At 41.6% G+C, this 12,592-nt stretch carries 10 protein-coding genes; 9 read left to right on the forward strand and 1 reads right to left on the reverse strand.

What is annotated here, in order from left to right:
• Positions 1-116 precede the first annotated feature (116 nt).
• The 5 genes from glsA to pyc all read left to right on the forward strand — a co-directional run bounded on the left by glsA (position 117) and on the right by pyc (position 6,731).
• The gene (gene glsA, locus LCM09_RS11540) at positions 117-1,046 is read left to right on the forward strand and encodes a glutaminase A (protein WP_224881744.1); all 930 of its coding nucleotides are present in this window, start codon (positions 117-119) and stop codon (positions 1,044-1,046) included.
• Positions 1,047-1,145: 99 nt separating this feature from the next.
• Positions 1,146-1,415: an Fpa/YlaN family protein gene (locus LCM09_RS11545; protein WP_404800831.1), complete on the forward strand. Its 270-nt coding sequence runs from the start codon at positions 1,146-1,148 to the stop codon at positions 1,413-1,415.
• A 118-nt stretch (positions 1,416-1,533) separates the two neighbouring features.
• Complete coding sequence (locus LCM09_RS11550) at positions 1,534-1,968, forward strand: site-2 protease family protein (RefSeq protein WP_224881748.1); 435 nt, start codon at positions 1,534-1,536, stop codon at positions 1,966-1,968.
• 139 nt (positions 1,969-2,107) lie between these two features.
• Complete coding sequence (gene ftsW, locus LCM09_RS11555) at positions 2,108-3,262, forward strand: putative lipid II flippase FtsW (protein ID WP_224881753.1); 1,155 nt, start codon at positions 2,108-2,110, stop codon at positions 3,260-3,262.
• 28 nt (positions 3,263-3,290) lie between these two features.
• Positions 3,291-6,731, forward strand: a complete 3,441-nt coding sequence (gene pyc, locus LCM09_RS11560) for a pyruvate carboxylase (RefSeq protein WP_224881762.1) — start codon at positions 3,291-3,293, stop codon at positions 6,729-6,731.
• Positions 6,732-6,766: 35 nt separating this feature from the next.
• Here the strand turns inward: pyc and LCM09_RS11565 are convergent, their stop codons facing one another.
• Positions 6,767-7,660 (reverse strand): COX15/CtaA family protein, encoded by an 894-nt coding sequence (locus LCM09_RS11565; protein WP_318246509.1) that lies wholly within the window; start codon positions 7,658-7,660, stop codon positions 6,767-6,769.
• A 383-nt stretch (positions 7,661-8,043) separates the two neighbouring features.
• Between LCM09_RS11565 and cyoE the strand changes: the two genes are divergently transcribed.
• From cyoE to LCM09_RS11585, 4 genes are all read left to right on the forward strand, one after another.
• Entirely contained in the window at positions 8,044-8,985 is a 942-nt protein-coding gene (gene cyoE / locus LCM09_RS11570; RefSeq protein ID WP_224881772.1) for a heme o synthase, read from the forward strand.
• A gap of 108 nt (positions 8,986-9,093) precedes the next feature.
• A complete protein-coding gene (gene coxB, locus LCM09_RS11575) occupies positions 9,094-10,119 on the forward strand; it encodes a cytochrome c oxidase subunit II (protein ID WP_224881774.1) in 1,026 nt (341 codons plus the stop codon).
• A gap of 26 nt (positions 10,120-10,145) precedes the next feature.
• A complete protein-coding gene (gene ctaD / locus LCM09_RS11580) occupies positions 10,146-11,978 on the forward strand; it encodes a cytochrome c oxidase subunit I (protein ID WP_224881776.1) in 1,833 nt (610 codons plus the stop codon).
• Positions 11,975-12,592: a cytochrome (ubi)quinol oxidase subunit III gene (locus LCM09_RS11585; RefSeq protein WP_224881777.1), complete on the forward strand. Its 618-nt coding sequence runs from the start codon at positions 11,975-11,977 to the stop codon at positions 12,590-12,592. The genes ctaD and LCM09_RS11585 overlap by 4 nt, the downstream gene beginning before the upstream one ends.

The following is a 12,592-nucleotide window of genomic DNA, read 5'->3' on the forward strand; positions in this document are numbered from 1 at the left end:
TGCACCCCGCAATCTAAATCTTTTGCAAAACAAGTATACCGGTTATGCTTGCTTTTGTCACATTTGGGGAATAGTATGGTGACATAATTTATTCTTCAGAGGTGGGTGACGGAAACATGAAATGTACCACAGAACAGGAACTAGTCAAACTCGTTAAGCGCAGCAAGCCATTTACTAAGGATGGGAAAGTAGCTGATTACATCCCTGCCCTTGAAAAAGCAGACCCTGATAAACTGGCAATCGCCGTCTATTCAAAAGAAGATGGGTGTTTATCTGCTGGAGACGTTGGAGAAACCTTCACGCTACAGAGTATTTCAAAGATACTTACGCTCGCATTAGCAATTATGGATGCGGGAGAGGATCATGTTTTTTCAAGAGTTGGGAAGGAGCCAACAGGCGATCCTTTTAATTCGATCGCGAAGCTTGAGTCACAAGTTCCTTCAAAGCCGTTAAATCCAATGATCAATGCTGGTGCTTTAGTCGTTACAGATTTGATCCACGGTGAAACCTCAGATGAGAAAGTTGGCCGTATTTTACAGCTGATTCATGATATGACGAACAATTCTAGCATAGGGATCAATTACGAAGTAGCTGACTCGGAGTTTGAATCAGCTCATTTAAACCGTGCCTTATGTTATTTTATGAAGCAACATGGTTTGATCGATAATGATGTTGAAATGCTTCTCGAAGCTTACACGAAACAATGTTCGGTAGAAGTAAACTGTAAGGACCTTGCGAGAATAGGAATGGTGCTTGCGAATGAAGGCCGTGATCCTGAAACAGAACGAAAGATTATTCCGAGGTATATCGCTCGTATCGTCAAAACGTTCATGGTAACGTGTGGTATGTATAATGCATCAGGAGAATTTGCGATTAATGTGGCAATTCCAGCGAAAAGTGGTGTCTCTGGTGGAATTTTAAGTCTTGTACCTAATCAGATGGGAATAGGAGTATACAGCCCGCCCCTGGATCCTAAAGGGAATAGCATTGCTGGAATCAAGCTACTTGAAAACTTTTCTTCACAATACGAATTAAGCATATTCTAGTATGAAAAATACTGGTTTTTCTTGCAATTTATCGGGTTAGCTTTTATGATTATAAGAGGAATGGGAAAGGGAACGGAGGGATCAGTTTTGTCAACTGGGATGGCAACAGGACATCGTGAAAAAGCATACGAGCTGTTGAAGGCCGATGCGCACAAGATCCTAAAACTCATTGAAGTTCAAATGGAGAATTTAACAATGCCTCAATGTCCTCTTTATGAAGAGGTTCTTGATACTCAAATGTTTGGTTTATCACGTGAAATAGACTTCGCTGTTCGATTAGGACTAGTGAACGAAGACGATGGAAAAGAATTGCTCGAGTCTCTCGAACGTCAGCTCTCAGCTCTTCATGAAGCTAGCATTAAGAAATAATAACAAGCTCAAACTATTACTAGATAGTTTGAGCTTTTTGTTTGGCTTAACGAACGGAGGAAGAAAATATGATAGAATACGAGTGTAAGGCTAGTTTAGATAGTAGGAGTAGATAAGAATGTATGATTTGCTCATGGTGATTCTTGTTATTTCCCCTCTCAGTTTACTATTACATGAAGCAGGTCATACCCTTGCAGCAAACGTATTAACGTCCTCAAGTGTAAAGCTTCACCTTGGCGTAGGACCGAGATTATTTACCTGGAAACATGCAAGAGGAGAAATCGCGATTAACGCCTTCTATTTTGCGGGCGGAATGACGATTAGTAGCCAGCCTGACCATGCATTCGGAAAAGTGATCATAGCCTTGAGTGGCCCGCTCTTTAATTTGAGTGCAGCACTTCTCACACTGGCCCTTCCGTTGCCCCTTCATATCGTAGCCTGGACACTATTTTTTAATCTCTGGCTTTGTATTACGAACTTGATTCCTTTTAAAGTGATGGGAAAAGAGTCTGACGGCTGGACGATTTTAAAAGTAATTCGTGAAAAGTCTTAATTTATCTAGGACAGGCAGGTTTCGATGAAAACTCATCGAATGCTATACATACTTCAAACGCATTGCAGTCATCGGTATAGACCTTATCGATCAGTACTGTTCGTAAATCCAGAGTAAATAAATAGGTAGGATGACGTCTATGATAAAAAAATTATTTAAGAATTACGATTATTCACTCATCATAAGCGTGTTACTTTTGTGCGTATTTGGCCTCGTGATGGTCTATAGCGCAAGCATGGTATGGGCTGTGATGAGGCATGAGACCAATAGCGCTTATTTCTTTAATAGGCAGATCATGTGGTTAGCGGTATCGTTAGTTGTCTTGTTAGGAACGATGTTGTTTCCTTACAAAGCGTATCGAAAATTCATTATACCGATACTGGGAGGATCGGTTCTTGGATTGCTACTCGTAAAAATAATTGGATCAACAACTAACAATGCACAGAGTTGGATTTATATCGGTCCAATCGGTTTCCAACCTTCTGAATTTGTTAAGTTAGGTTTGATTATTTATCTTGCTGCTATTTACTCTAAAAAACAAGCCTATATTTCTAACTTTCTAAGAGGGGCTTTACCTCCTATCATGGTAATTGGAGTAATCTTCGCTCTAGTAGCGTCTCAGCCAGATCTTGGGACGGCAATGATCATTGCGTTAACTTCAGGAATCGTAATCGTATGCTCCGGAATGAGATGGCAGCATCTATTAAGTTTGATAGCTGTCGGGATACTCCTATTTGCTGGTGCATGGTTAACGCTATCAGCAGAGCAATTATCCCGATTTACGGGCGCCTATAATCCATTTTCAGATCCAACTGATAGCGGATTCCACTTAATTAATTCGTATATCGCAATTGCTTCAGGAGGCATCACGGGTCAGGGATTCGGCCAAAGCATTCAAAAGTATGGCTTCTTACCTGAACCACACACTGATTTTATTATGGCGATCGTAGCAGAAGAATTAGGTCTATTTGGTGTCGTGTTTGTAGTCGGTCTGCTTGGTTACATTGTGTTCAAAGGTTTCGTCATTGGCATTCGATGTAAGGATACGTTTGGCAGTCTTCTAGCAATAGGGATTGCAGGTATGATCGGTGTGCAAACTGTCGTAAACCTTGGAGCAATCACAGGGTGGTTACCAGTAACAGGAGTTCCACTACCTTTTATTAGTTATGGTGGCTCTTCATTAGTTCTACTAATGATGTCTGTTGGGATCTTAATCAATGTCTCTGCATTCGTAAACATTCGAAAAGCAAAGAAAACAGATCATTTCCAAAGTGAAAATACCGTTTCAATGTAATTCTGACTTAGCAAGAGGAGGAACTAATTTGAAAGAAATTAAGAAAATACTTGTAGCAAACAGAGGCGAAATTGCAATTCGTATCTTTCGTGCATGTACTGAACTTGATATTCGTACGGTTGCGATCTATTCAAAAGAAGACAGTGGTGCTTACCATAGATACAAAGCTGATGAAGCGTATCTAGTAGGCGAGGATAAAAAACCGATCGATGCTTATCTAGACATTGAAGGAATCATTGAAATAGCTAAAACCAATAACATAGATGCGATCCATCCAGGTTATGGTTTTCTTTCTGAGAATACTCACTTTGCGAAACGCTGTCAGGAAGAAGACATCATCTTTATTGGACCTGACCTAGAACATCTGGGCATGTTTGGAGATAAAGTGGAGGCTAGAAAACAAGCAGTGTTAGCTGACCTTCCCGTCATCCCTGGATCCGACGGTCCTGTTGAAGGATTGAATGAAGTCAAACAATTCGCTGAAGAACATGGCTATCCATTGATGATCAAAGCTGCATTAGGTGGCGGAGGTCGAGGGATGAGAATTGTTAGAAGTGAACAAGCCCTTGCTGATTCATATGAAAGAGCGAAGTCTGAGGCGAAGGCTGCATTTGGTCGTGATGAAATATACGTAGAGAAATTTGTAGAAAATCCAAAACATATTGAAGTTCAGATATTAAGTGATAAACACGGAAATACGATTCACCTTTATGAACGTGACTGCTCTGTTCAAAGACGTCATCAAAAAGTAGTCGAAGTTGCACCTAGCGTGTCACTTGATGAGAAAACAAGAGCGGACATCTGTGATGCAGCTGTTAGATTGATGAAGAATGTAGAGTATGTTAACGCTGGTACAGTAGAGTTTCTCGTCGATCAACAAGGACAGTTCTTCTTTATCGAAGTAAATCCTCGCGTACAGGTTGAGCACACGATTACCGAAATGATCACCGGGATCGACATCGTGCAATCTCAGATCATGATCGCACAAGGTGAAGAACTTCATGGTAGTCGTCTAGGTATTCCGGTTCAAGGGAAAATCGATTGTCACGGTGTTGCAATTCAGTGTCGAGTAACGACAGAAGACCCTGAAAACAACTTTATGCCAGACACAGGAAAGTTAATGGCATATCGAACAGGTGGCGGATTTGGCGTTCGTCTAGATGCTGGTAACGGCTATCAAGGTGCGGTTATCACACCTTACTATGATTCGCTACTCGTTAAGCTTTCTACTTGGGCATTAAGCTTTGAACAAGCAGCTTCAAAGATGGTACGTAACCTAAAAGAATTTCGGATCAGAGGCATTAAAACAAATATTGCGTTCTTAGAAAATGTAATCAAGCATGAAAATTTCAAAAATGGTGTTTATGACACATCCTTTATCGATTCGACTCCAGAACTTTTTGTTTTCCCTAAACGAAAAGACAGAGGTACGAAGATGCTTTCTTATATTGGGACCATTACCGTCAACGGATTTCCGGGTCTCGATAAAAAGAAGAAGCCAGCTTTTCCAAAAAGGAGAATCCCTCACTTAACGTATAGTGAAGAAATTCCTAAAGGAACGAAGCAAATTCTTGATGAAGAGGGGCCTGAAGGACTTGTGAACTGGGTGAAGGACCAAAACAAAACGTTGCTCACAGATACAACATTCCGAGATGGGCATCAATCTCTACTAGCAACTCGCGTACGTACAACCGATCTGTTGCACATCGCTGAACCTACTTCTAGAATGTTACCGGAATTGTTCTCGATGGAGATGTGGGGCGGAGCGACGTTTGATGTTTCACTTCGATTCCTAAAAGAAGATCCGTGGGATCGACTTATCAAACTCAGAGAGAAAGTTCCGAACGTAATGTTCCAGATGCTCCTACGTGCTTCGAATGCTGTAGGTTACAAAAACTATCCAGATAACTTGATCAACGAGTTTGTAGAAAAATCAGCAGATGCAGGAATCGATGTGTTTCGAATCTTCGACAGCTTGAACTGGGTAGAAGGCATGACAAAAGCGATCGAAGCGGTGCGTAGAACAAACAAGATTGCTGAAGCGTCAATCTGTTATACAGGAGATATTCTAGATCCTTCGAAAACGAAATACGACTTAGCCTATTATCAAAGGTTAGCAAAAGAGCTAGAAGATGCTGGTGCGCATATTCTTGGAATCAAAGATATGGCGGGACTATTAAAGCCTCAAGCAGCCTATGATCTCATTTCTACTTTAAAAGAAACCGTTTCTATCCCAATCCACCTCCATACTCATGATACGAGTGGAAACGGCGTATATACATACGCTAAAGCGATTGAAGCAGGTGTGGATATCGTGGACGTTGCCGTTAGTTCAATGGCTGGTCTTACCTCACAACCTAGTGCGAATTCTCTCTACTATGCGATGGAAGGGTCCGAACGACAGCCTAATATCGATATTAAAGCGCTAGAAGAGCTATCGCACTATTGGGAAGATACTAGAAAGTATTATAGCGGTTTTGAAAGCGGCATGTCGGCTCCACATACAGAAGTGTATCAGCATGAAATGCCTGGTGGTCAGTATAGTAATCTCCAGCAACAGGCAAAGGGAGTAGGCCTTGGAGAACGGTGGGACGAAGTAAAACAAATGTATAGCAGGGTCAATGAATTATTTGGTGATCTAGTAAAAGTAACACCTTCGTCGAAAGTGGTAGGCGACATGGCTCTTTATATGGTACAGAATGATTTGAATGAAGATGATATTTATGAACGAGGAGAGTCACTTGATTTTCCAGATTCAGTAGTGGAATTATTCCAGGGATACCTCGGACAACCGTATCAAGGATTCCCGAAAGAGCTTCAGCAAATCATCCTTAAGGGAAGAGAGCCTGTTACGACACGCCCAGGTGAACTACTAGAACCCGTTAATTTCACTGATCTAAAAGATACGCTCTATCATAAATTAAATAGACAAGTAACAAGCCATGACTTAATTTCTTACGCTCTGTATCCTAAAGTATTCCTCGAATATGAAGATGTTAAGGATATGTTCGGAGATGTATCAGTACTAGACACACCAACTTTCCTTTACGGTATGAGACTAGGGGAAGAGGTGGAAGTTGAAATCGAACAAGGAAAGACTCTTATCGTTAAACTTGTATCGATCGGAGAACCAAATATCGAAGGAAAGAGAACCATTTACTTCGAATTGAATGGTCAACCTCGTGAAGTAGTTATTAAGGATGAGAATGTTAAAACATCTGTAGCTGCTAAACCGAAAACAGATAAAAATAATCCGGACTATATAGGTGCGACGATGCCGGGAACTGTCATCAAAGTTCTTGTAGAAAACGGTGAGAAAGTAAACAAAGGTGACCATCTGATGATTACTGAAGCGATGAAGATGGAAACAACTGTGCAAGCACCAAGAAGTGGTGTGGTCAAACACATACATGTTTCGAATGGAGAAGGAATTGAGCCAGGAGATTTACTGATTGAATTACAGGAATAAAGAAAAGAAGCTGCGCGAATTCGCGCAGCTTCTTTTTACTGTCGTGCTCCTCGGAGAGAAAGCATGACGAGGTAGAGAAGGACGGTAAATAATCCTGAGATGAATAGTCCGTGAAATAATGCAAGAAATAGATTTAGTTTTGTTACGACGACGAGGATACCGCTTAATGCTTGCAAAGATACGAAAACGAATGCAAGGATAAGGCCTCTTCGCATCGTCCTTTCGTTCTTCATTTCTCTAAGTCCTTTTATCATGATGTAGAGAATCCACACGAAAATCAACATGGCGGCTGTTCGGTGCAGCATCTGGATACCTGGTTGTCCTGAAAACGCGAGAAGTTGTCCATCATTACAGAAAGGCACATTACCGCAAGCCATACTTGAACCTGTGTGCCTTACAAGAGCACCGGTGTAAACAACGATGTAAGAATAGATCGTAACAGCATAGAGATGAATTCTGATCCTCTTTGGAACGATTGGTTTTCGTACCGTCTGAGAGGCTTCAAATACAAGAATGGTTAGAAGTACCACACTCGCAAAGCTTGCTAGTGAAAATCCAAAGTGAGAGGCGAGTACAATATCAGATTGTCCCCATACAACAGCTGCTGCTCCAAGAAGACCTTGAAAAACAATCAAGAAAACGGAAGCGATAGCTAGAATTTTTGTTTCTCTCATATGTCCGATCTTACGCCAACACCATATTGCCAATATAATAACGAGCAGCCCAAGGATAGCTGAGACGAATCTATGACTCAATTCTATAATCGTTTCAAGTTCTGGAGCTTCAGGCAATACTTTTCCGTAGCATAACGGCCATGAATTTCCGCATCCGTCACCTGAACCTGTTTTGGTTACAACTGCACCCATCAAAAGTACAAGAAGCATTCCAAGTGACGTTATGATTCCGAATAATTTCAACAATTTATTCACAAATACCACCTTCTTATCAAATTGGCTCTAAAACGTAGTACAATAAGTGTGAGAAGAGCAGATTGCACCTATCTTTCTACAAAATAAAGCATATTTAGCTAATTTTAAACAACGTATACAAAACTAGTAGATTCGTTTATAATGGATAAGGATTGCGGATACTGCTTCCTCTCAAAACCAACATTATCTTACCATAGCTGTGACCGTGTTATCATGATAACTTGTGAAAATTGCATAACACTTTTCAGATGAAGGTAAGAATCCTGGGGGAGTATACGTGATGATTGCTTACACAAAGAGATTATACAATCTCAAATCGAGGTTGTTTAACATGAATGATGCACTGGCTATTCAAATAGCCGAACGAAAAGGAGGTGTATCGTATGAGTAAGACTAGAACTGTTTACGAGGCATCAAGCCGAGTGATGGAGCCAGGTCCTCTTTCAGAAGCAAATCCTTCTGGAACATGGAAAGACTTTTTAACGCTCACAAAGCTTGGAATTGTTTTTGATAACTTAATCACAGCATTTACTGGGTTGTGGGTTGCTTCTGTTGCTTCAGGTTTTGATCTGTTCGCGAACCCATTAGTATTGATTTTAACGATGTTAGGCACCGCGTTTGTGGTTGCAGGGGGTACATCTTTAAATAATTATATTGACCGCGATATCGACCAGGTAATGGCTCGAACAAATACTCGTCCTTCTGTAACAGGGAAAATACCTGCTAATCAGGTTTTATTCGTTGGACTTGGATTATCTATATCAGGTTCGATCATGCTTCTCATCGTTGAACCGATGGCAGCTTTACTCGGACTACTCGGGCTCGTTATTTACGTAGTGCTTTATACTATGTGGACGAAAAGGACAACCTCATTAAATACGGTCGTTGGATCGTTTTCTGGTGCTTTACCACCACTTATCGGTTGGGCAGCAATCGATCCAAACTTAAGCCCGGTAGCATGGGGAATGTTCCTTATCATGTTCATTTGGCAACCGCCTCACTTCTTGGCGCTAGCTATGAAGCGGGTTGATGATTATCGTGACGCTGGAATTCCAATGCTTCCTGTAGTTGCAGGATTTCAAATGACTAAGCGTCAAATCGTATTGTACACTGCTGCGCTTGTACCGGTATCGCTATTACTATATAGCTTCGGTCCAGTTTATATCACAGTAGCATCGATCCTTGGTTTTGGATGGTTTGCTATTGGAGTAGCAGGTTTCTTTATGAAAGATGATATTAAGTGGGCGCGAATTATGTTCGTTTACTCACTAAATTATATTACGATTCTGTTTATCGTAATGATTGCAGTGAATATTAACCGATAAAGGTTATAAAAAGTATGGTCAGACAAAGCGGGAAGTTTTTATCCCGCCTTGTCTTCCTATAATTCAATTTGAGCAAAAGCTATTAAGAAAGTGAGGTTTAAGGTGCAAATGAAACGTTGGAAAAATGTTTGGCGTTTTTTACCACTGTTATCGGTAATTGCGTTAACGCTTACGGGCTGCGGTAATGAGCAGTTAACCACTTTGCTCCCTAAAGGGGAAGGGGCGGAAATGCAATTTAATCTCATGATGTTGAGTCTTTACGTCATGATTGGTGTTTTCGTTGTAGTAGCACTTATTTATACGATTGTGCTCGTTCGCTTCAGAAGACGTGGTGAAGACGACAATGAGATTCCAGAGCAAACAGAAGGTAACGTCGTTCTTGAGATTTTATGGACAACTGTCCCAATTATTTTACTTTTGATCCTAGCTGTTCCAACAGTAATGGCTACGTTTGCATTGGATGAAGGAACGGATAGCCCTCCAGAAGATGCACTTGTGATCAAAGTTACAGCACACCAATATTGGTGGGAGTTTGAATATCCAGATCTTGAAATTAAGACTTCTCAGGATTTGTATATGCCTACCGGGGAAAGAGTTTATTTTGAACTCGCTTCCAAAGACGTGCTCCATTCATTCTGGGTACCTACTCTCGGAGGTAAAATGGATACCAACACAGGTACTGTTAACAAGATGTGGCTAAATGCTAATGAACCTGGTACATATTTTGGTAAGTGTGCTGAGCTGTGTGGACCATCCCACGCATTGATGGACTTTAAAGTTATCGCTCAAGAAAGAGATGATTTCGATGCATGGGCAGAGAAGATGCAAAATGCTTCGTCTCAAGCAGCTACTGATCAGGCTCAACAAGGTGAAGAACTCTTCGCGAAAAGCTGTATCGGCTGTCACGCAGTCGGCGGTGAAGGCGGCAATACTGGTCCAAACTTAACAAACTTTGGCGACCGTGAAATGGTTGCGGGTATTCTTGAACATACAGATGAGAACATCAAAGGCTGGATTGCTAATCCCGGTGAATACAAGCCTGGTAACAACATGCCAGCATTTGGCGATCAGCTAAATGACGAAGAGCTTGACGCTCTTGTTGAATATCTCAATGGGTTAAAGGTTGAAGAATAGTCAACGGAAATAAGGAGGTTTAATTCGTGTCAGATTATAAAAAGAAAAATCCTGTCTGGGATTGGCTAACTACCGTTGACCACAAAAAAATCGGGATTCTCTATCTCGTTTCCGGGGCATTCTTCTTTCTCCTCGGTGGTCTAGAAGCAATCCTACTACGGGTGCAGTTGCTTTATCCTGAATTTGACTTCGTAGGCGCTGCCACATTTAATCAGTTGCTTACGATGCACGGTACAACAATGATATTCTTAGCGGCGATGCCGCTGATCTTTGGGTTTATGAATGCGATTATTCCACTCCAAATAGGAGCACGGGATGTTGCCTTTCCATTTATAAACTCACTTGGCTTCTGGCTGTTCTCTGCCGGAGGAATTCTACTTAACCTTGGTTGGTTTATGGGTGGAGCTCCTGACGCGGGTTGGACAGGATATGCACCATTATCAACCACAAGTCCTGGTAACGGAGTAGACTTTTATGTATTAGGACTACAGATTTCTGGTATCGGTACGTTGATTGGTGGTATTAACTTCCTAGTAACCATCATCAACATGCGCGCTCCGGGAATGACATTTATGCGTATGCCGTTATTTACATGGTCAAGCTTTATTACATCAGGTCTTATTCTATTCGCTTTCCCTGCACTTACAATCGGTCTTGCACTACTTATGTTCGATCGCTTGTTCGGTACTCAGTTCTTCGCAGCTGAAGCAGGGGGTAACCCGATTATTTATGAACATCTTTTCTGGATTTTCGGGCACCCAGAAGTTTATATTCTAGTACTACCGGCATTCGGTATGTTCTCTGAAATTATTGCAACATTTTCTCGTAAGCGCCTTTTCGGTTATTCCGCGATGGTATTTGCGACAGCACTAATCGGATTTTTAGGATTCATGGTTTGGGTTCACCACATGTTCACTGTTGGACTTGGACCGATTGCAAACTCAATTTTCGCCGTTGCAACGATGCTAATCGCCGTTCCAACTGGTGTTAAGATCTTTAACTGGTTATTCACAATGTGGGGAGGAAAAGTAAGCTTCCCAACAGCAAACCTTTTTGCAGTTGGCTTTATTCCTTCTTTCGTACTTGGTGGTATGACTGGGGTAATGCTAAGTGTTCCACCGGCTGACTACCAGTACCATGACAGCTACTTCGTAGTCGCTCACTTCCACTACGTTATCGTAGGGGGCGTAGTCTTTGGTCTTTTCGCAGGATTCTACTACTGGTGGCCGAAGATTTTCGGTACAGTTTTAAATGAATTCCTAGGAAAACTTCATTTCTGGTTATTCTTTATTGGATTCCATTTAACATTCTTCCCAATGCACTTCTTGGGTCTTATGGGAATGCCACGTCGAGTTTACACATATCTATCAGGACAAAGTCTTGATGAAGCGAACTTTGCGGCAACCATAGGGGCATTCCTGATGGGAATCGCAACGATCGTAATGGTTTGGAACATTATCCAAACTGCTGTAAAAGGGAAAAAAGCAGGAAACGATCCATGGGATGGAAGAACGCTCGAATGGGCTATCTCTTCACCGGCTCCTGAATACAACTTTGCTCAAACGCCACTTATACGAGGCCTTGATGCTTGGTGGTTAGAGAAACGTGCTGGTAATAAAGTGATGGTCCCTGCAGAACCATTGGATGATATCCATATGCCTGATGCGTCCATACTTCCATTTGTGATGTCACTAGGACTATTCATCGCTGGTTTAGCTGCAATCTATTCAATGTGGATAATTGCAATCGGTGGACTTGTACTTACTGTAGTAGGTATGGTTCTAAGATCAGTTATCGACTACCATGGTTATCACATACACAAAGAAGATCTGCCTGCTGAAGGGGGGAAAGGCAAATGAGTGCTAAAGAAACAATGAGCAAATTGCCTGCCAATCCAGAACGGGCGACACTTGATGGTAAAAATAAATTTCTTGGCTTCTGGTTTTTCCTTGGAGGCGAAACAGTGCTTTTCGCCTCGCTTTTTGGGGTATACTTAGGACTAAGGAACTCAACGAACGGTGGAGTGACATCAAACGAATTATTTGAGCTTCCACTCGTATTTATTGCCACAATGATTCTACTTACAAGTAGTTTAACGTCCGTATTCGCAACGATGGCGCTAAAGACAAATCATTTTAAGCGAATGATTGGTTGGTTTGTCGTAACAGCTATTCTTGGTTTAGGATTCCTTGGATTAGAGATTTATGAATTTAACCACTATGTACACGAATATGGGCATACTATGCAAAGTAGTGCTTGGGGCTCAGCGTTCTATACGCTAGTTGGAACACACGGTGCCCACGTAACTGCTGGTATCGTTTGGATAGCTCTATTGATCTTCCGTAACATGCGTCGTGGAATGGACCTTTACACTGCACCTAAGTTTTATCTATTTGCATTGTATTGGCACTTTATCGACGTTGTGTGGATCTTTATCTTCACAGTCGTTTACTTAATGGGAAAGGTGGGTTAA

It is taken from the genome of Guptibacillus algicola, from assembly GCF_020171805.1.
Classification (GTDB): domain Bacteria; phylum Bacillota; class Bacilli; order Bacillales; family Guptibacillaceae; genus Guptibacillus; species Guptibacillus algicola.

What these genes read in the sequence shown, in the direction of transcription:
- LCM09_RS11550 (WP_224881748.1), top strand. Translation starts at nt 1,534, where the DNA reads ATGTATGATTTGCTCATGGTGATTCTTGTTATTTCCCCTCTCAGTTTA.
- glsA (WP_224881744.1), top strand. Translation starts at nt 117, where the DNA reads ATGAAATGTACCACAGAACAGGAACTAGTCAAACTCGTTAAGCGCAGC.
- cyoE (WP_224881772.1), top strand. Translation starts at nt 8,044, where the DNA reads ATGAGTAAGACTAGAACTGTTTACGAGGCATCAAGCCGAGTGATGGAG.
- coxB (WP_224881774.1), top strand. Translation starts at nt 9,094, where the DNA reads ATGAAACGTTGGAAAAATGTTTGGCGTTTTTTACCACTGTTATCGGTA.
- LCM09_RS11585 (WP_224881777.1), top strand. Translation starts at nt 11,975, where the DNA reads ATGAGTGCTAAAGAAACAATGAGCAAATTGCCTGCCAATCCAGAACGG.
- LCM09_RS11545 (WP_404800831.1), top strand. Translation starts at nt 1,146, where the DNA reads ATGGCAACAGGACATCGTGAAAAAGCATACGAGCTGTTGAAGGCCGAT.
- ftsW (WP_224881753.1), top strand. Translation starts at nt 2,108, where the DNA reads ATGATAAAAAAATTATTTAAGAATTACGATTATTCACTCATCATAAGC.